Below are 18,546 nucleotides of genomic sequence, written 5' to 3' on the forward strand. Positions count from 1 at the left end.
GCCAGAGGTCTTGGAGGAGGTCGTCAGCCACGACCGTTCATGATCGCGGTTGTGGTGACGCTCTGTGGCTCTGGCACGGAAAGTGATCCAGAACCGCTGGACGGCCGCCGCACCTCGGCCTACCCGGCGCTGGCGCCGGACGTGAAGGCGTCGGGCGCCGAGTTCGTGGACGGCGAGGCGGTGGTGGACGGCGTGGTCGTCTCGGCCCGCGCCTGGCCCGACCACCCGGCGTGGCTGCGCGCCTTCATCGAGGTCCTGCGTACCAAGGCGCCGCTGGGCTGACCCGCACCGCCGGTCGCCTGACCCGCGCCGCCGAAGCCGTACCCGGAGCCGGACCCCGAGACGCGTCGGGGTCCGGCTCCGGGGTTCCTCGGGGTAGGAGCCCCTCCCCAGGTGGACGACCCGCTCCCGATCGGCCCGGCATGGTGTCAAGTGAGCACCAGACAAACGGAGTTGACCACTCCGCCGACCCCGGACCAGGGAGGACGGCATGACCGCCGACCCGACCGCCCCCGCCCCAGGTCGCCGCCGGAAGGCCCTGCGCGCCGCCGTCGCCGCCGCCGTGGGCGTCGGCCTGCTCACCGTCCTCGCCCCGGCCGCCGTCGCCGGGCCGGTCGACTTCCTGCCCACCCCCGGCTGCCACGGCGCCGTGCACCTCGCCGTCCCCGGCGCCGAGGGCACCCCCACCGAGGGTGCCGACGCCGCGCGCGCCGCCGCCGAGCGCCGAGGCGACTGGACGGCCGCCGACGCCGCCCTCGCCGGGATGACCGGCCCCGGCTACTCGACCTCCGCCCTCGCCGCCGTCCGCGAACGGGGCCGGCTGGTCTGGCGGAACGCCACCGGCGTCGCCGAACTCGCCACCCGCGAGCCCGCCGACCCCGAGGGCGCGTTCCGGATCGGCAGCGCCACCAAGACCTTCGTCGCCACCACCCTGCTCCAACTCGTCGGCGAGCACCGGCTGGACCTCGACGACCGCCTGGAGTGCCTGCTGCCCGGCGTCGTCCCGAACAGCACCGCGATCACCGTGCGGCAACTGCTCGACCACACCAGCGGCGTGGCCGACTACACCCAGGACCCGGCCTTCCGGTTCGACGACCCGGACTGGCTGCGCGACCGCCGCTACGCCTCCTACCGGCTGCGGGACCTGGTGGACCTCGCCAACCGGTACCCGCCGGCCTTCGCCCCCGGCCAGGACTGGCAGTACTCCAACACCGACTACATCCTGGTCGGGATGATCATCGAGAAGCTCACCGGCCACAGCTGGAACGACGAGGTCACCCGCCGGATCATCCGCCCGCTCGGCCTCGTCGACACCTGGATGCCCGGCGACCTCCCGTTCATCCCGGGCCCGCACGCCCACGGCTACCTCAAGGCGGCCACCGGCCCGGTCGACGTCACCGTGCTCAACCCCTCCATGGCCGGCTCCGCCGGCGGTGGCATCTCCACCACCGCCGACCTGACCGCCTTCCTCGACGCCCTGCTCGGCGGCCGCCTGCTGCGCCCGGCCGAACTCGCCGCGATGAAGGAGACCACCGCCCACGGGGAGGGCCGGACGTACGGCCTCGGCCTCCAGCGCCTGGACACCCCCTGCGGCTCCTTCTGGGGCCACGCCGGCGGCATCCCCGGCTACAGCACGATGATGCTCGCCTCCCCGGACGGGCGGCGCGCGTTCGCCGCGAACACCACCGTCTACGACATCCCGGACCCGGCCGCCGCCGGCGCGGCCTGGCACAGGGTGACCACGACCGCTCTCTGCGGAGCCCAGCCCACCGCCGCCGTACCCGACCTCGCCCGCATGGCGCCGTGACCGACCCCCTACGCTGACCGGCGACCCAACGGCCCACACCGTCACCAGGAGGACGCGCCATGGCAGAGCCGCTGATCGCCGCAGTCGGGGGCAGGGAGCCCGCCGTCGACCCGGGCGCCTTCGTGGCCCCGAACGCCGTCGTGATCGGGGACGTGACCGTCGCCGCCGGCGCGAGCGTCTGGTACGGCGCGGTGCTGCGCGGCGACGCCGAGTCGATCACCGTCGGCGCGGGCAGCAACATCCAGGACAACTGCGTCCTGCACGCCGACCCCGGCTTCCCGCTGGTGGTCGGCGAGCGGATCTCGGTCGGCCACAACGCCGTGCTGCACGGCTGCACGGTCGAGGACGACGTACTGGTGGGCATGAGCGCCACCGTGCTCAACGGCGCCCGGATCGGCACCGGCTCACTGGTCGCGGCCGGCGCGGTGGTGCCGCAGGGCATGGTCGTCCCGCCCGGCTCGCTGGTCGCCGGCGTCCCGGCCAAGGTCCGCCGCGAGCTGACCGAGGACGAGAAGTCGGGCATCAGGGACAACGGCGCCGGCTACCGGCTCCTCGCCGAGGCCCACCGGGAGATCTAGGCCGTGGTCATCGCGGCCGCCGCCGGTTCCGTCGGAACGGGCGCGGGCCGGCGCCGGTCGACCGCCCAGGCGAGCACCGCGACCACGGTTCCCGAGGCGGCCAGGACCGCGCCGACCAGCGTCGGCGCGGTCCAGCCGAGCCCGGCGTCCAGGGCGAGCCCGCCGAAGTACGCGCCCTGGGCGTTGGCCAGGTTGAAGGCGCCCTGCACCGTCGCCGAGGCCAGGGTCGGCGCGCTGCGCGCCTTCTGCAGCACCAGGGTCTGCACGGCCGGCACGATCGCGAAGCCGAACAGGCCGATCAGCACCACCGTGACGGCCGCCGACCAGCGGGCGTGCGCGGTCACCGCGAACAGCGCCAGGGTGGCGGAGAGCAGCACGAAGGCCGCGCAGACGGTCGGGCGCAGCGCCCGGTCGGCGGCGAACCCGCCCAGCACGTTGCCGATCGTCATGCCGACCCCGAACAGCGCCAGCACCAGCGTCACCGAGCCGGTGGCGTACCCGGACACCTCGGTGAGCAGCGGCGTGATGTAGCTGTAGCAGGCGAAGAAGCCGCCGCAGCCGAACACCACGGTGGCCAGCGCCAGCCAGAGCTGCCCGCTGCGGAAGGCCCGCAGCTCGTGCCGGAGCCCGGACTGCCCGGGAGAGGGCAGCGCGGGCACCAGCCGGGCGATGGCGACCGTCCCCGCCACCGCGATCAGCACGACCACCAGCATGGTCGCCCGCCAGCCCAGGTGCTGGCCGAGCAGGGTCGCGGCCGGGACGCCGACGATGTTGGCGACGGTCAGCCCGGAGAACATCACGGCCACCGCCCGGGCCCGCCGGTCCGGCGCGACCAGTTCGGCCGCCGCCACCGCGCCCGCGCCGAAGAACGCGCCGTGCGGCAGCCCGGTGACCAGCCGGGCGGCGGCCAGCGTCCAGAAGTCCGGGGCCACCGCGCAGAGCAGGTTGCCGGTCGCGAACAGCCCGGCCAGCGCCACCAGCACCGCCTTGCGCGGCCGCCCGGCGGCGAGTGCGGTCAGCAGCGGCGCGCCGACCACCACCCCCAGCGCGTATGCCGAGATCAGCCAGCCCGCCTGCGGGATGGAGACGTGGAGGCTGTCGGCGACCTGGGGGAGCAGCCCCATGGCGGCGAATTCGGTGGTTCCGATGGCGAACGCGGTGACGGCCAGCGCGAGCAGCGCGAGAGGCAAGGGGGTGACTCCGGGGTGATGCCGACGGACCGGGAGAGCGCGCGGCGGGACGAGAAAGGGGCGAAGGTGGGATGAATTCGTTCGTCCGGCATCCTAATCCGGCCGGATGACGGCGCCGTGAGGTGCGTGTGACGAAAGGGGGTCGCCGCCGCGGCCCCCGCGCGCGAGACTGGGAGCATGTGCCGCAACATCAAGACCCTGCGACCCCCCGTCACGCCCGACGCCGACGAGGAGGACTTCCACGCGGCGGCGCTCCAGTACGTCCGCAAGGTGTCCGGGTTCCGCGCCCCCGCGGCGCGCAACCGGGAGGCCTTCGAGCGGGCCGTGGAGGCGGTCGCCGAGGCCACCGCCCGGCTCCTCGCGGAACTGGAGGTCCGCGGCTCGCACACCCGGGCCGCCGTGCCGGCCGAGGCCGCCGGGTAGGCAGGAGCAGCCGTGATGAACCCCGCCGAGCGCTACGCACTCACCTTCCCCGGCACCCCGGGGACCCAGGCCCCGCAGGACGTCGTGGTGGTCGCCCGCACCGACGCGACCGGCCCGGGCGGCCACCCGGTGTACGAGGACGAGAGCGGGATCGTCCGGGCCGAGATCAGCGACGCGGGCGAGGTCCGGATGCTCGCCAGCGGCGGCCACCAGAGCCCGCACGTGCCGGTGCACGCCCACCCGCTGTCCTGACCGCCGCGGCCGACCCGGGCGGGTGCCGGGAAGCCGCGGCGCGACGCCCGCCCGTCGGGCACAATCGCGGTATGACCACAGCGAGTTGGCAGGGCGTCGTCATCGCCGAGAGTGACGACACCGTCGTCGTCGAGGGCAACCACTACTTCCCGGCCGGGGCGGTGCGCACCGAGTACCTGCGCCCCTCGGACACCACCACGGTGTGCGGCTGGAAGGGCACCGCCGGCTACTACACCCTGGAGGTGGACGGGCGGACCAACCCGGACGCCGCCTGGTTCTACGCCGATCCGAAGCCCGAGGCCGAGCACGTGCGCGACCGGGTGGCCTTCTGGAACGGGGTGGAGATCGTCGAGTAGCCGGCCTGGCCCGGCCTGGCCTGGCCCTGGCCAGGCCGCCGCCGCGAAAGGGGTACCGGATTCCCATGGCAGTCTTCCGCAGACCGGTCCGCTTCCCCAGACCGGGCCGCCCCCGGCCGCCCGCCGGGCCCGACCGGGCCGAGACCGAACTGACCGAGCAACTCGCCGAACTGGTCGAGGAGTCCGAGCGACCCGTCGGTGAGCTCCCGGTCGCCGAGTACACGGCGAAGCAGCGCGGCCGCGGCCGCGCGCTGGTGCTGCAGACCGTCCGGCTGCTCGGTCGCGGCAGCCGGGCCGCCGCCCGGGGAGCGGCCAGGGGCGCCGCGTACGGGGGCAGGGCGCTGACCGAACAGCTGGTGCACACCGCGCCGCGGATCCCGGTGCGCGACCTCGCCACCCTGCGGGCGCAGCACCCGGAGGCGGCCTTCCCGGAGCAGCTGGCCGACCTGCTGGTCACCGGCGCCGTCCGGGCCTCCGGCACGCTCGGCGCGGGCGTCGGCGCGGCGGCGATGCTGCCGGTGCCGCCCGCGATGCCGGTGGAGATCGCGGCCGAGACGCTCGCGGTGGCGGCCGTGGAGATCAAGCTGATCGCCGAGCTGCACGAGGTCTACGGCACCCCGGCGCGGGGCACCGCCGCCCAGCGGGCCGGCGCCTACCTCGGCGCCTGGGCCAACCGCCGCGGGATCGACGCGAGCCTGCTGGTGCGGCCCGCGGGCTTCGCCGCGCTGGCGATCAGCTCGGAGGTGCGCCAGAAGGTCCGCCGCCGGCTGACCCGCAGCTCGCTGCGGCACCTGCCGGCGGTGATCCCGCTGCTGGTCGGCGCCGGCATCGGCGCCACGATGAACCGCCGCGACACCCGCCGGCTGGCCGACGAGGTGCGCAAGGACCTGCGCGGGCGCCGCCCGGCGGACCGTACCTACTGGACCGTGGCCGCGCCCGCCCTGAAGGGCGAGACGGTGGCCCGCGGCGGGACGGTGGCGCGCGACGGCGACGGGACGGTGGAGACGGACGGGACGGCCCCGTAGGGCGGGGGAGCAGCGGCACCGTGCGCCGCTGCTCCCTCCCGGAGGTTCCTAGGCCTTCGGCGGAGCCGGCGCGCCCGCGCCCCGGCCGGCCTTGACGCCGTTCACCATCGCCTGGTGGATCGCCCGCGCGGTGGTCTCGTCGGCCGCCGGCACCGGGCTCCCGGCGACGGTGTACCAGTCCAGCGCGCCGGTGTACTGGACGGTCAGCCTCGCCTCGCCGTCCACCCAGGTGGTGTGCACGGTGAGGTCGCCGGATATCGGACCGACCTCGGCGGTGGTCACTCCACCGGGGCCGCTGATGATCGATTGAGTGGTCCAGGTCGCCCACGACGTGCGCGGGTCCGCGGGCGGTCGGGCCTGGCGGTTGCCTTGGTCGTGTTCGGTCATGCGCCTATCCTCCCCCGCGGGTGGCTCGCCGCCGGAGCAGCGACACCTGCGGTCGCGGCGACCGCCCGGTCCCACCGGGCGGTCGAGTCGGTACGGCGGACGGTCAGCCGGGCTGGCCGGGTTCGTCCAGCATGGGGGCGCCCTCCGCCTGGGAGGTGTCCTGCGCGTGCAGGTTCTGCATCGAGGGGATGCCCTCCTCGGGGTCCGCCGCGCGGACGTCCTCGTCCTCCTCGGTGCTCACCTTGGACCGGTCGCTCATGTCGGTCATCGCGGGCTCCGTCTCCTCGGCCGGTCCTGGCGCGCGGGGTCGCGGGCGCGGTGGGGCCGGTGGTGTCTCTTCGCCCTTCCAGCCTGCCTCCGCCCCGGCGCCGGGGCCAGCCGGGTGCCCGGCCGGCCCCCGCGGACGTCTGCGGAACCCCGCGGACCTCGCCCGGCCGTCAGCGGGGCGTCACCGCGCCGTCACCACGCGATGGGCAGCGAGTGCATGCCGTAGATGAACGAGTCGGTGCGGAACGACAGCTCCTCGCGCGGGACGGTCAGCCGCAGCCCGGGCAGCCGCCGGAACAGCGTGGCCAGCGCGATCTGCAGCTCGGCGCGGGCCAGCGGCTGGCCGAGGCACTGGTGCACGCCGAAGCCGAAGGCCAGGTGGCGCCGGGCGTCCCGGTCCAGGTCCAGCTCCTCCACCGGCCGCCGGTCGGTGCTGCCGAACAGTTCCTCGTCCCGGTTGGCGGTGGAGAGCATCGCCATCACGCCCTCACCGGCCCTGATCGTCGTGCCGCCCAGCTCCACATCCTCCAACGCCACCCGGGCCACCCCGGTGTGGATGATCGTGAGGTGGCGCAGCAGCTCCTCCACCGCTCCGGGCAGTGTGGCCGGGTCGGCCAGCCTGCCGATCTGCTCCGGCTGCTCCAGCAGCAGGGCGGTGGAGAGCGAGATCATGTTCGCGGTCGTCTCGTGCCCGCCGACCAGCAGCAGGAAGCCGGTGCTGGCGATCTGGCGCGTGGTGAGGTCGTCCCGGACGGCGAGCCGGCTGAGGATGTCGTCCTGCGGCTCCGCCCGCTTGCGGGCCGTCAGCTCCGTCAGGTACTCCAGCATCTCGTCCCGGGCGTCCAGGAGCTGCTGCGGCGAGGAGCTCTGGGTGAGCAGCGCCCGGCTGACGCGCTGGAAGAACTCGTGGTCCTCGTACGGGACGCCGAGCAGCAGGCAGATCACCAGCGAGGGGATCGGCAGCGCGAAGTCGGCGACCAGGTCGGCCTCGGTGCGGCCGCCGGTCATCGCGTCCAGCGCCTCGTCCGTGATCCGCTGGATGTCCGGGCGCATCGCCTGGATCCGCTTGACCAGGAAGTCCCCGGTGACCATGCGGCGCAGCCGGGCGTGCTCGGGGTCGTCGAGGTTCAGGAAGGTCGGGTGCTCGGTGATCCGCTCCCGGCTGCCGGCGACCAGCAGCGGGAAGGACGGGTGGCGGATGTCCGAGCTGAACCGGCGGTCGGACAGGATGGCGCGGACCTCGGTGTAGCCGGTGGCGAGCCAGCAGGGCTCGCCCCCGGGCATGGTGGCCTGGGTCAGCCGGGCGGTGGCGGCGGCCTCGACGTACGCGGGCGGCGGGCCGAACGGGCAGCCGGCCGAGTGCCGGGCCGGGAGGGCGATGGCGGGGGCGGTGGACGAGCTCGTCAAGGCGGGGTCTCCTTGTGTCGCGATGGTTCTCCGGTGGGGGGATTGTCTGCTGAGAATGCGTCAGTCACATTGCGGCTTGCGGTCATTGCCCGCACCTGGCCGAGGATTGCCTAGGCCTGCGCCGGCTCGTCCTCGACCACGGTGATCGCGCCGCCCGGGCAGAGCTGGGAGGCCAGTCTGATGTCATCGAACTGGTCGGGCCGGAAGGAGGTCTGACGCAGCCTCACCAGACTGTCGTCTTCGTCCTGGTCGAAGACCTCGGGAACGTTCAGGACGCACATTCCGGAGCTGCAGCAGCGGTCCCGGTCGACACTCACCCGCATGGTCGGGCACCTCTCGCCAGTGCGCCGCCGGCTGCCCGGCGGCCGCCTCTCGTTGTCATTGCCAACCTAACCGCCGTTGATCCGTCCACGGCGGGTGCGGCGGCGGGATCGTCGAGAATGGCCGATTAGGTTCCCGCCGGATCCGCCGGGCGGCGGGGAAGGTTTGAACTGACGTTCCCCTGACAAGAGTTGGCGCCACAGCCCGGGCTCCGGCCGGCGGCCCCGGGAGTTCACAGTCCCTCGGCGGCGGCGATCTCCCGTACGGTCGCGACGGTGTCGGCCTCGGCGGCGGCCTTGTCCGGCCGGTAGCGCACCACCCGGGCGAACCGCAGGGCGAGGCCGGCCGGATAGCGGGGGCTGCGCTGCACCCCGTCGAAGGCGATCTCGACGACCAGTTCCGGCCGGACCAGCACCGTCCAGGCGTCCCGCCCGGTCTCCCGGGCCAGCAGCTCGGCGGTCTGCCAGGCGAGCGTCTCGTCGGTCAGGCCCTTGAAGGTCTTGCCGAGCATCACCCACGGGCCCAGCCCCGGCTCGCCCGCCGCCCGGGCGCCCAGGTGCAGGTTGCTGAGGAAGCCCTGGCGCCGTCCGCTGCCCCACTCGGCGGCCAGCACCACCAGGTCCAGGGTGTGCCGGGGCTTCACCTTGATCCAGCCCGCGCCGCGTCGCCCGGCCGCGTACGGGGCCGCCGGGTCCTTCACCAGCACGCCCTCGTGGCCGAGCGCCAGCGTCTCGCGGAAGAAGGCCAGCGCCCGGTCGCGGTCCCCGGTCTCGACCCGGGCCGGCCGCAGGACGTCCGGCACCGCCCCGGCCAGTGCCGCCCAGCGCTCCCGGCCGGGGCGGTCCACCAGGTCCTCGCCGTCCCGGTGCAGCAGGTCGAAGAAGTAGGCGTCGAGCGGAGCCCCGGCGCGCAGCCGGGCCGGGTCCTGCCGGGAGGCGATGCGAGCGGCGGTCTCCTGGAACGGGCGCGGCCGGCCGTCCGGGCCGAGCGTGATCGCCTCGCCGTCCAGCACCGCCGAGCGCACCGGCAGGGCCAGCGCGGCCTCGACCACCTCGGGGACGCGGGCGGTGATGTCCTCCAGGCCGCGGGTGAACACCGCGACCTCCCCGCCCTCCCGGTGCACCTGCACCCGGACGCCGTCCAGCTTCCACTCCACCGCGGCCGGACCGGTGCGCTCCAGCGCGGTGGCCACGTCCGGCGCCGAGGCGGCCAGCATCGGCCGCACCGCCCGCCCCACCTCCAGCCGGAAGGCCGCCAGCGCCGCCTCCCCACCGGTCAGCGCCGCCTGCGCCACCGCGCGGGCCGACCCCCGGAACATCAACGCCCGCCGCACCGCCGCCGCCGGCACCCCGGCCGCCCGCGCCACGGCGTCCCCGACCACCGCGTCCAGCGCCCCCTGCCGCAGGTCCCCGACCAGCACCGCCCGCAGGAACCCCTGCTCCACGGCGGTCGCGCGCGCGAACAGCCCGTGCAGCAGCCGCCGCCGCTCCGCCCGCGCCCCCGCGCCGTGCACCCCGGCGATCCGCTCCAGCTCCCGCTCCACCTCCGGCACCCCGAGCGAGGCCTCCACCGCCGGCTCCGGCAGCCCCCGCAGCGCCGCCGGACCGATCCCGGTCCGCAGCCGTTGCGACTCCCCGGACAGCAGCGCCACCGCCACCGCCCCCTCCAGCGGCCCGGACTCCCGCAGATAGGCGGCCAGCAACCCCGTCTTCGTCCGCCGCCCCGGCTCCGCCGCGACCTCCCGCGACACCAACGCCAACCGCGTCAACCCCGCCACGCCACCACCACCTCCACGTCCCTCAGCATCCGCCCGCACTCCCACCCCCGCACGACGGCCCCGGCGGGCACCCCGACGCGGCCCCGGGCCTATCCCGGCCCGGGCCCTTCCCGCCCCGGGCCCTTCCCGCCCCTGGGCCGCAAGGCTCCGCAGTGGCGTGCGAGGAGCACGGTCTTGGCCGGGACGGTGATCACCGGCGGGGCGGCGGGGCGTCATGCTGGGGGCTCCCGCCACCCGCTGAGTGATGGAGACCGAGATGAGCGACACCCCCACGACCCGTTGGAGCATCGGTGCGCCCGAGGCCGGTGACTACGCCGCCTGGCGCGAGCTCTTCCGTGGGTACTGCGAGTTCTACCGGGTGCCGATCCCGGAGGAGAAGGCCGAGCTGGTCTGGTCCTGGCTGATGGATCCGGCGCACGAGCTGGCCGGGCTGCTGGCGCGGGACGGGGAGGGCCGGCCGGTCGGGCTCGCGCACTACCGTCCGTTCTCGCGGCCGCTGCACGGGGCCGTCGGGTGCTTCCTGGACGATCTGTTCGTGGCGCCGGAGGTCCGCGGCGGCGGGGCGGTGGACGCGCTGTTGGGCCGGCTGCGGGAAATCGCGGCGGAACGCGGGTGGGTCACCGTCCGCTGGATCACCTCCGAGGACAATTACCGGGCCCGTGGCAAGTACGACCAGGTCGCGACCCGAACCAGGTTCGTCACCTACGACATGGCTCCGGAGGAGCCGGCCGGCTGAGGTCACGGCCCGGCCGCCGGACATCCGTTCGGAATTTCTGTTATCGACGTCCCGCGGGGAGGTCTCCCAAGTGTCGACACCCGACCAGTCGACCCGGAACAGAAAGCGTGGCCACCGTGAACAGCGACGACAGGACGACCATCCTCCCGGCGAGCGGGGGAGGAGCCGGCAGCGACAGTGGGAGTGCTGCCCGTGGCCGCTCCGGCGGCCGGGCGGCGCGGCGCGCTGCCGAGCGGCACGCCGGCCGGGGCCGGCGGGCGCGGCGGCGAGGCGGGATCGTGCCGGTCACCGCGGTCGTCGCCGCCGTGGCCGGGACCGGGCTGTTCGCCGCGCTGGCCGGCGCCGGCTACGCGGCGTACGGCGGCAAGCAGGCCGACCGCGACCTGGCGGGCCAGTCGCTGACCGCCGACACGCTGATCTCCGCGGAGCTGGGCACCCGCGAGGGCATCCAGGTGCCCGGCACCGGGGGGACGAACCCGGACGTCCCGTCGCCCGCCACCTCCACCGCCGTCGACCCGTCGGCCACCCCGAGCGCCGCGGCCACCTCGACGGCCGCGACCGCTCCGGCCTCGCCGACGGCTTCGGCCACCGCCACGCCGAGCGCCGTCCCCACCCCCACGGCCGCCGCGGTCAAGGCGACCCCGAGCGCCACCCGCACCACCGCCGCCGCCGGTCAGACCGTCGCCGCCCGGGCCGCCGCGGCCCGGCCGGCGGGCGGGGGCGCGTCCCCGTCGTACGCCCAGCAGGTCGTGGACCTGGTCAACGTCGAGCGCGGCAAGGCCGGCTGCGGGCCGGTCAGCAACGAGCCCAGGCTGGCGAGCGCGGCCCAGTCGCACAGCGACGACATGGCCGACCGCAGCTACTTCGACCACGCCAGCCCCGAGGGCAACCACGCCGACCACCGGATCGAGGCGGCCGGCTACAGCTGGAGCACCTGGGGCGAGAACATCGCCCGCGGCCAGAAGGACCCGGCCGCGGTGATGGAGTCCTGGATGAACAGCCCCGGCCACCGGGCCAACATCCTCAACTGCTCGTTCAAGCAGCTCGGCGTGGGTGTGCGGACCGGTACCAACGGTCCGTGGTGGACCCAGGTGTTCGCCGCCCCGGCGTGAACCGACCCTCGTTCGGCCCGGTCTGACCATCGGACCGGGCCGAACTGTCCGGTCCGTACGCCCCGGTCCGTCCGGTCCGATTTTCCGATTCCGTGCACATTGTTGTTATCTGATCACTCCCCACGGGTCTCCGAGGAGGCAGCGGCGGACGGATAGACGGCAAGACGGAGTGCGGACCATGAACGCTGATGTGCAGAACAGGAGCGGGACCACCCTGGTACTCGCGGCGCAGGCAGGCGACCGGCAGGCCCGGGAGGCGCTGGTCGCCGCCTGGCTGCCGCTCGTCTACAACGTGGCCGGCCGTGCCCTCGGCGGCCACGCCGACGTGGACGACGTCGCGCAGGAGACCATGATCCGGGCCTTGGACGGCCTGGACGGGCTCCGCGACCCGGAGGCCTTCCGCTCCTGGCTGGTCGCCATCACCATGAACCAGGTGCGCCGTCGGCACGCCGCCGGCCAGCAGCAGCCGACCGTCGGCGGCCTGGACGAGACCTGGGAGGTCGCCGACCCCCGGGCCGACTTCACCGACCTGACCATCCTGCGCCTCGGCCTCTCCGGCCAGCGCCGCGAGGTGGCCGAGGCCACCCGCTGGCTGGACCCGGACGACCGCGAACTGCTCGCCCTCTGGTGGCTGGAGGCCGCCGGCGAACTGACCCGCGCCGAACTCGCCGAGGCCCTCGACCTGAGCCCGCAGCACACCGCGGTGCGGGTGCAGCGGATGAAGAAGCAGCTCGAAGCGGGCCGCATCGTCGTCCGCGCGCTCTGCGCCTACCCCCGCTGCCCCGGGCTGACCGAGCTCACCTCGGGCTTCGACGGCACCCCGAACTCGGTCTGGCGCAAGCGCATCGCCCGTCACATCCGGGACTGCGCCGACTGCGGCGGGCTCGGCCGGGACCTGTTCCCGGCCGAAGGGCTGCTGGCCGGCCTCGCCCTGGTGCCGATCCCGCTCGACGCGCCCGTGCTGCTGCACTTCCAGCACACCGTCGCCTCCGCGACGGCCGCCACCGGTGCGGGCTCCGGCGCGGGAGCGGGCACGGGCGCCGGAGCCCGCACCGGAGCGGGAGGCCACGGCGGTTGGGCCGGTACCGCGGCCCGTAAGGCCGTCCTGGTGAGCGGTGCGGCCGCGGCTGTCGCCGTGACCACCCTCGCCCTGGTCTGGCCGCAGGCCGCCGAGCCGCCGCGGCCGACGCCACCGGAGCCCAGCGCCCCGGCCGCGGCCCAGGACGCCCCCACGGCCGCCGCCGCACCCGCCGCCCCCACGCCGGCGCCGACCCAGGTACCCGCGCAGAGCCCGTCACCGACGGCGACGCCCACACCGACGCCGACCGCGACCCGTACCGCCTCCACGGCGCCGCTGCCCAACCCGGAGCGCCAGCTGGTGGACCTGCTCAACGCCGAACGCGTCAAGGCCGGTTGCGCCCCGCTGCGGATCGACCCCAGGCTGCACGGCGCGGCCCAGAAGCACGCGGACGACATGGCCACCCGCGGCTTCTTCGACCACGTCAACCCGGACGGCGTCCGGACCGAGGCCCGGATCACCGCCGCCGGTTACCGCTGGTCGCAGTGGGGCGAGAACCTCGACCGGGGTCCGACCACCCCGGCCGCCGTCTTCGCCCGCTGGATGGACGGCGGAATCCACCAGTCCAACATGCTCGACTGCGGATTCAAGGACGTCGGCGTCGGCTTCGCCACGAACTCCGCCGGCACGCCCTTCTGGGCTCAGGACCTCGGAGCCCCGATGCCCTGAGCCCCACGGGGGGCTACGGATGGGGGCGGCGGCTACGCGTGGGGCGCGACCGCCACCAGGCCGTCCGCCGACCCGGTCACATAGCCCGTGGCCTCCCCGAGGACGCCACCGGCGTCACCGACCTGCCCGGGCACCACGTCCGGGGCACTGCTCAGCGGGCCGGGCAGCCCTTCCTGCCCGCCCAGGGCACTGGCGTGCGCACTCGGCGCGGTGAGGGAGGCCACGACACCGACGGCGATCGAGGCCACGGCAAGCATGCTGCGCTTCTTCATGGCCGGTCCAACGACGCTGCGCCGGAAGGGTTACGGCCGGTCCGTGCGCGCCCGCTCACGGGAACGTCTGGACGGCCCGCGAGCCGACCGGGACTCTGCCGGGCGGCGGGCGGGCCGTGGGAACCACCATGGCCCCACCCGCCCCTGCCGGTCAGGGGCGTGCGACGCGCGACCGGACGCACGGCGGCGCGCCGGGCGTGCACCAGCAGCCCCAGCCGCGCCGTCAGAGCGTTCCGGAGCCCCGCGCCCCCACGGGCCCGCCCGCCACTGCGGCCCCACCCTCCGGAGCCGACGCCCCGGAGACGGGCGCTCCGGGGACGGGCGCCGAGGGCACCTGGCCCCCCGGAGCCGCCCCCGCCTGCCCCACCGGGCCCACCACCCAGTCCGGATGCCCGGGCATCGGCGGCGTCCGCAGCCCGTACAGCCAGTCGTCGAGGAAGCCCCGCAGGTCCTGCCCGGAGACCGCCGAGGCCGTCCGCACGTAGTCCTCGGTGGTCGCGTTGCCGTAGCGGTGGGTGTCCAGGAAGACGCGCTCGATCCGTTCGAAGGCCGCCGCCCCGACCTTCTCCCGCAGCGCGAACAGCACCAGCGCGCCGCCCTTGTACCGCTGGCCGCCGAAGAGGTCGGCGGCGGTGGGGGAGGCGACCGGCCCGGAGTCGTGCCGCCACTGGTCGCCCAGCCCGTAGAGCAGGCGCATCCGGTCGGTCAGCGTGGTGCTGCCGTCGGCCTCCGGCCACCCGTGCTCGTAGCGGTACACCAGTTCGTAGAACTCGGCGTGGCCCTCGCTCAGCCAGAGGTCGGACCAGCGGGCGGGGGAGACGCTGTTGCCGAACCAGGAGTGGACCACCTCGTGCATCATGTGCGAGCCGATCGCCGGCTCCGCCTGCCGCAGGAAGTTCGGCTTGTAGAGGGTGAGCGTCTGGGTCTCCAGCCCGGTGAAGGCGAACGCGGCCGGATCGTCCGTGTCGGCCGGCAGGAGCCCGTACGTCTCGAACGGGAACGGCCCCAGGTGGGCCTCCGCCCAGGCGAGTTGGCCGGGGGTGAGGGCGAGCGCGGGTTCCAGCTCGGCGGCGCGGGCGGTCGGCACGACGTCGCGCAGCGGCAGGCCGTGCGGGCCGGTGCGCTCGCGCACGGTGTAGTCGCCCACGGACACCTGGACCAGTTCGGTGGCCATCGGCTCGCGGGAGACGTACCGGCGGGTGGTGCGGCCGTCGCCGAGCCGCTCGGTGGCCGTCAACTCCCCGTTGGCGACGCCCAGGAGAGCATCGGGGGCGGTCACCGCGATGGTGAACCGGGCCTTGTCGCTCGGGTGGTCGTCGCACGGGAAGACGGTGTGCGCGCTCCTCGGCTGGCCGGCCACGGCGAAGCCGTCCGGGGTGGGGACCCAGCCGGTGTGCGGCAGCCTGGCCCGCGGGTCGGCGGTGTACTCGACGGTCAGCCGGGTGGCGACGCCCGGGAGGAACGGCCGGGCCGGGGTGACCGTCAGCTTCTCAGCGTGGGTCGCGAAGCCCGCCGCCCGCCCGTCGACCCGGACGGCGCGCACGGTCAGTCCGAGCGCGTCCAGCTCCAGCCGGGCGAGGACGCGGTCCGGCCGTACGGTGAGCACGGCCGTGCCGTCCACCGTCCGGGTGTCGGCCCGGTAGTCGAAGGCCAGGTCGTACCGGAGCGCCCGGTACCCGGTGTTCCCGAGCGAGGGGAAGACCGGATCGCCCAGCCCACCGGTGGCGCCGGCCGTCGGCGCGCTCGCGGACAGCAGCACCGCACCGAGCGCGAGCGACAGCGCGAGACCGGCACGGGGCCGGAACGAACGGGGCCCGAACGGGCGGGACTTGAGCGAGCGGAGCCTGGGCAGGCGGACCTTGGGCAAGGGTGATCACCGCGCTTCACGGGCGGGAGCGGAGGCGGGGAACCGCCGGGACGGGAGAGCCTGGCCACGGATGCTAGCGGCTCACGGGGCCGCCCCGGGCGTGATCGGGGCGGCCCGGCGACACACCGTGCTCCCCCGGACGGCGCAGGGTGATGGCGGGACCCCCGCCCGCGGTCTAAGGTCAGTAGTGCATCGTCCCCTGACGGACGAGCCACGGCCGTCGGAAAACCTGGCCAGGTCCGGCGGCCGTACTTCTCTGCCCTGACGCCTTTCCCTTCCTGACGCAGCCCGTAGGCTGGCTGTCCGACGATGCCCGCGCACCGGATGTCAGGAGCCGCCGTGACCAGCCCCGCTTCGCCCGTTCTGGTGATCGGCGAGTGCGTCGCCGACATCGTCCGATCGGGTGCTGCCCCGGACCGGGTGCACCCCGGCGGCAGCCCCGCGAACGTCGCCTACGGCCTGGCCCGGCTCGGCCGACCGGCCACGCTGCTCACCGAGCTGGGGCCGGACGCCAACGGCCGGCTGATCCGGCGGCACCTGGAGTCGGCGGGCGTGCGGGTGCGGGCGGCCGAGGTCGACCGGACGCCCTCGGCGGTGGTGGAACTGGACGGGCAGGGGCGGGCCCGCTACACCTTCGACATCCGCTGGACGCTCCCGCCCACCGAACCCGCCGAGGCGCCCGCCGCGATCCACCTCGGCTCGATCGCGGCCGTCACCGAGCCCGGCGCCGCTTCGGTGCGGGCGCTGGTGGAGCGCTGGCGCGGGCGGGCGCAGATCAGCTACGACCCGAACGTGCGCCCGGCGCTGATGGGCGACCGGGCCGAGGCCGTCCGCCGGGTCGAGCGCTGGGTGGCGCTGAGCGACCTGGTCAAGGCCGGCGACGAGGACCTGGCCTGGCTCTACCCGGGTGAGCGGCCCGAGGTGGTCGCCGAGCGCTGGCTGGCGCTCGGCCCCGCCACCGTCGCGGTGACCCTCGGCGCCGAGGGCGCGTTCGCCCGCACCGCCGACGGGGGCCGCGCCGAGGCCGCGGCCCGCCCGGTGCCGGTCGCGGACACCGTCGGCGCCGGCGACTCCTTCATGGCCGCCTTCCTGCACGCCCGCGCGGCCGGCGCCGGCCTGGCGACCTGTCTCACCCACGCGGTGACGGCGGCCGCGCTGACCGTCGCCCGCCCGGGCGCCAACCCGCCCTCGGCGGCCGAACTCGCGGCCGCGCTGACGGCCGGGCCGCAGCCCCGGTCCGAGGCGAGTGTCGACTAGTCGGGCTCAACCTCCCTGCGGGGCAGGGGCGGTGAGCTCCTTCCCGTACCAGATCTGGGCGTACGGCCCGCTGCTGTAGGCGGGGATCTCCCGGTACCCGTTGCGCAGGTAGAGCGCGCGGGCCTCGACGAGGTCGAGGCGGGTGTCGAGGACGATCCGGTCCGCGCCCAGGGAGCGGGCGGCCCGGTCGACGGCGGCCAGCAGCGCGGTGCCGCCGCCGGTGCCGCGCAGGCCGGGGCGGACGAAGACCCGGGTGAGTTCGGCGGTGGTGGCGTCGAGTCGCCGCAGACCGGCGCAGGAGTGGGCGACGCCGTCGTGGCGGCCGAGCAGGAAGAGGCCGCTCGGGGCGGCGAGGTCGTCGCTGGGGGAGCCGGCGAGGCCGGACTCCAGTTCCTCGGGGGTGCCCTCCCGGTCGAAGTGCAGGCGGTAGTAGCGGTTGGCCACGTCGTAGTAGTACTCGCGCAGCAGGTCCAGGGCCTCGGGAGCGGTCACGTCGGCCGGGGCGACGGTCCAGGAGCCTGAGCTGCGCCGCGCGGTGTTCGTCATGCGCGCATGATCCACTTCGCGGCGCCGCCGCCGCAATCGGTTTTCCCGGCGGCCCCACCCGTGCGTCCGCCCGCCCGCATGCCCCTGCCGCCCGCCACCCGATCGCCCGCCGACCGGGCAAAGGAACGGCAAGGCCCCCGGTGCGTCGTTGCCCCGCGCGAGTGACGAGGGGATTGGCGGTGGTGCGCGGTGGGGGAGCAGTGCACCTATGAACAGACTATCAGTTTGTCGTATTAGAGGGGATTTGAGGGGAAGTCGGCGGTGGACCGGTACCCGGACCGGCCTGCTGGCCACCGTCTGCCTCTCCGCCGTCCTCGCCGGCTGCGCCGCCCCGGCCGTCGACGGGACCGCGAACGCGGCGCCCGCCGCCGGGATCGCCGGCCAGGGCCCCGACCACGCGGGAGCCCCGCCCGTGGCGCCGCCCAGGTTGCCCGGCACGGCCGCCAAGGAGGAGGAGAACAGCGGCGAGGCCATGGCCCGCCAGGAGGCGGCCGCCCGGGCCGAGCTGGAGACGGCCCGGCGCTGGGGCCTGGAGCGCCCGCCGCTGAAGGCCCCGCCCCGCCCGACGACCAGGGTCGAGCTCACCCAGGGGCAGGGCGTCAAGCTCGCGGACGACCGCCCGCCCGTCGTCTACCGGGTCCCGACCGACGACAAGGTGGTCTTCCTGACCGTCGACGACGGGGACGAGAAGGACCCCGAGTTCTCCCGGATGGCCCAGGAGCTGGGCATCCCGCTCAGCACCTACGTCTCCGACTACCTCGTCCGCGAGAACTACGGCTACTTCCGCGACCTGCACGCCCAGGGCGTGGAGATCAACAACCACACGATCAACCACCGCAACCTGAAGGTCCTGGACTACGAGACCCAGCGCGAGGAGATCTGCAACCAGCAGGACCAGCTGGAGCAGCAGATCGGCGTCCGCCCCCGGCTGTTCCGGCCGCCGTACGGCGAGTACAACGACGACACCCTGCGCGCGGCGGCCTCCTGCGGGGTGCAGGCGGTGCCGCTGTGGAACGAGGAGGCCTTCCCGGACCACATGGAGTGGCGCTACGACGACCAGAAGCTGCACTCGGGCGACATCATCCTGACCCACTTCCGGGGCGTCGACATCTGGAACGCCTCCATGCCGGACCTGCTGCGCAAGGTCGTCGAGGACGCCACCGCGCAGGGGTTCGCGCTGGCCCGGCTGGACGACTACCTGTAGCCGCCGCCGTTCGCG

General features: G+C 75.1%; 21 protein-coding genes. 12 read left to right on the forward strand and 9 right to left on the reverse strand.

Translation table 11 applies throughout. The annotated features are described in order from the left end of the window. From ACIQ87_RS28070 to ACIQ87_RS28080, 3 genes are all read left to right on the forward strand, one after another. Positions 1 to 282 (forward strand): DJ-1/PfpI family protein (locus ACIQ87_RS28070; RefSeq protein ID WP_402411612.1); only part of this gene is annotated, 282 nt, incomplete at its 5' end. Between the two features lie 208 nt (positions 283 to 490). Beyond that, positions 491 to 1,807 (forward strand): serine hydrolase domain-containing protein, encoded by a 1,317-nt coding sequence (locus ACIQ87_RS28075; RefSeq protein ID WP_402411615.1) that lies wholly within the window; start codon positions 491 to 493, stop codon positions 1,805 to 1,807. A 59-nt stretch (positions 1,808 to 1,866) separates the two neighbouring features. Next, positions 1,867 to 2,385: a gamma carbonic anhydrase family protein gene (locus ACIQ87_RS28080; protein ID WP_402411618.1), complete on the forward strand. Its 519-nt coding sequence runs from the start codon at positions 1,867 to 1,869 to the stop codon at positions 2,383 to 2,385. Here the strand turns inward: ACIQ87_RS28080 and ACIQ87_RS28085 are convergent. Further along, entirely contained in the window at positions 2,382 to 3,575 is a 1,194-nt protein-coding gene (locus ACIQ87_RS28085; protein WP_402411621.1) for an MFS transporter, read from the reverse strand. The two genes, ACIQ87_RS28080 and ACIQ87_RS28085, sit on opposite strands and share 4 nt — an antisense overlap. Before the next feature lie 177 nt (positions 3,576 to 3,752). Here ACIQ87_RS28085 and ACIQ87_RS28090 point away from each other — a divergent pair, with 177 nt between their 5' ends. The 4 genes from ACIQ87_RS28090 to ACIQ87_RS28105 all read left to right on the forward strand — a co-directional run bounded on the left by ACIQ87_RS28090 (position 3,753) and on the right by ACIQ87_RS28105 (position 5,631). After that, complete coding sequence (locus tag ACIQ87_RS28090; RefSeq protein ID WP_402411622.1) at positions 3,753 to 3,998, forward strand: DUF2277 domain-containing protein; 246 nt, start codon at positions 3,753 to 3,755, stop codon at positions 3,996 to 3,998. 15 nt (positions 3,999 to 4,013) lie between these two features. Beyond that, entirely contained in the window at positions 4,014 to 4,250 is a 237-nt protein-coding gene (locus tag ACIQ87_RS28095; RefSeq protein WP_392883556.1) for a DUF6296 family protein, read from the forward strand. 71 nt (positions 4,251 to 4,321) lie between these two features. Beyond that, on the forward strand, positions 4,322 to 4,606 hold the full coding sequence (locus ACIQ87_RS28100) for a DUF427 domain-containing protein (protein ID WP_402411626.1): 285 nt from the start codon (positions 4,322 to 4,324) through the stop codon (positions 4,604 to 4,606). A gap of 65 nt (positions 4,607 to 4,671) precedes the next feature. After that, positions 4,672 to 5,631 (forward strand): hypothetical protein, encoded by a 960-nt coding sequence (locus ACIQ87_RS28105; protein ID WP_402411628.1) that lies wholly within the window; start codon positions 4,672 to 4,674, stop codon positions 5,629 to 5,631. A 48-nt stretch (positions 5,632 to 5,679) separates the two neighbouring features. Here ACIQ87_RS28105 and ACIQ87_RS28110 read toward each other — a convergent pair whose 3' ends face one another. From ACIQ87_RS28110 to ACIQ87_RS28130, 5 genes are all read right to left on the reverse strand, one after another. Then, a complete protein-coding gene (locus tag ACIQ87_RS28110) occupies positions 5,680 to 6,018 on the reverse strand; it encodes a hypothetical protein (protein WP_402411631.1) in 339 nt (112 codons plus the stop codon). A 103-nt stretch (positions 6,019 to 6,121) separates the two neighbouring features. Next, entirely contained in the window at positions 6,122 to 6,286 is a 165-nt protein-coding gene (locus ACIQ87_RS28115; RefSeq protein WP_402411634.1) for a hypothetical protein, read from the reverse strand. 191 nt (positions 6,287 to 6,477) lie between these two features. Continuing rightward, on the reverse strand, positions 6,478 to 7,692 hold the full coding sequence (locus ACIQ87_RS28120; RefSeq protein WP_402411637.1) for a cytochrome P450: 1,215 nt from the start codon (positions 7,690 to 7,692) through the stop codon (positions 6,478 to 6,480). A gap of 110 nt (positions 7,693 to 7,802) precedes the next feature. After that, on the reverse strand, positions 7,803 to 8,015 hold the full coding sequence (locus ACIQ87_RS28125; protein WP_402411640.1) for a ferredoxin: 213 nt from the start codon (positions 8,013 to 8,015) through the stop codon (positions 7,803 to 7,805). 230 nt (positions 8,016 to 8,245) lie between these two features. Continuing rightward, positions 8,246 to 9,790, reverse strand: coding sequence for an ATP-dependent DNA ligase (locus ACIQ87_RS28130; RefSeq protein WP_402411643.1), 1,545 nt, complete (start codon positions 9,788 to 9,790; stop codon positions 8,246 to 8,248). A gap of 256 nt (positions 9,791 to 10,046) precedes the next feature. Here ACIQ87_RS28130 and ACIQ87_RS28135 point away from each other — a divergent pair, with 256 nt between their 5' ends. From ACIQ87_RS28135 to ACIQ87_RS28145, 3 genes are all read left to right on the forward strand, one after another. Then, positions 10,047 to 10,526, forward strand: a complete 480-nt coding sequence (locus ACIQ87_RS28135; protein ID WP_392883544.1) for a GNAT family N-acetyltransferase — start codon at positions 10,047 to 10,049, stop codon at positions 10,524 to 10,526. A gap of 278 nt (positions 10,527 to 10,804) precedes the next feature. Further along, positions 10,805 to 11,638, forward strand: a complete 834-nt coding sequence (locus tag ACIQ87_RS28140) for a CAP domain-containing protein (RefSeq protein ID WP_402411646.1) — start codon at positions 10,805 to 10,807, stop codon at positions 11,636 to 11,638. 178 nt (positions 11,639 to 11,816) lie between these two features. Then, positions 11,817 to 13,385, forward strand: coding sequence for a sigma-70 family RNA polymerase sigma factor (locus ACIQ87_RS28145; protein WP_402411649.1), 1,569 nt, complete (start codon positions 11,817 to 11,819; stop codon positions 13,383 to 13,385). Positions 13,386 to 13,417: 32 nt separating this feature from the next. Here the strand turns inward: ACIQ87_RS28145 and ACIQ87_RS28150 are convergent, their stop codons facing one another. Further along, entirely contained in the window at positions 13,418 to 13,657 is a 240-nt protein-coding gene (locus tag ACIQ87_RS28150) for a hypothetical protein (protein ID WP_392883540.1), read from the reverse strand. A gap of 223 nt (positions 13,658 to 13,880) precedes the next feature. Continuing rightward, positions 13,881 to 15,524: a M1 family metallopeptidase gene (locus ACIQ87_RS28155; protein WP_402411653.1), complete on the reverse strand. Its 1,644-nt coding sequence runs from the start codon at positions 15,522 to 15,524 to the stop codon at positions 13,881 to 13,883. A gap of 339 nt (positions 15,525 to 15,863) precedes the next feature. On the opposite strand from ACIQ87_RS28155, the gene ACIQ87_RS28160 reads away from it, so the two are divergent. Continuing rightward, the gene (locus ACIQ87_RS28160; protein WP_402411655.1) at positions 15,864 to 16,781 is read left to right on the forward strand and encodes a carbohydrate kinase; all 918 of its coding nucleotides are present in this window, start codon (positions 15,864 to 15,866) and stop codon (positions 16,779 to 16,781) included. Between the two features lie 6 nt (positions 16,782 to 16,787). On the opposite strand, the gene ACIQ87_RS28165 is transcribed toward ACIQ87_RS28160, so the two are convergent. Then, entirely contained in the window at positions 16,788 to 17,327 is a 540-nt protein-coding gene (locus ACIQ87_RS28165; RefSeq protein WP_402411658.1) for a GNAT family N-acetyltransferase, read from the reverse strand. A 244-nt stretch (positions 17,328 to 17,571) separates the two neighbouring features. Between ACIQ87_RS28165 and ACIQ87_RS28170 the strand changes: the two genes are divergently transcribed. Continuing rightward, positions 17,572 to 18,531: a polysaccharide deacetylase family protein gene (locus ACIQ87_RS28170; RefSeq protein ID WP_402411661.1), complete on the forward strand. Its 960-nt coding sequence runs from the start codon at positions 17,572 to 17,574 to the stop codon at positions 18,529 to 18,531. Positions 18,532 to 18,546: the final 15 nt, after the last annotated feature.

This window comes from Kitasatospora sp. NPDC096204 (assembly GCF_044763205.1).
Classification (GTDB): Bacteria; Actinomycetota; Actinomycetes; order Streptomycetales; family Streptomycetaceae; genus Kitasatospora.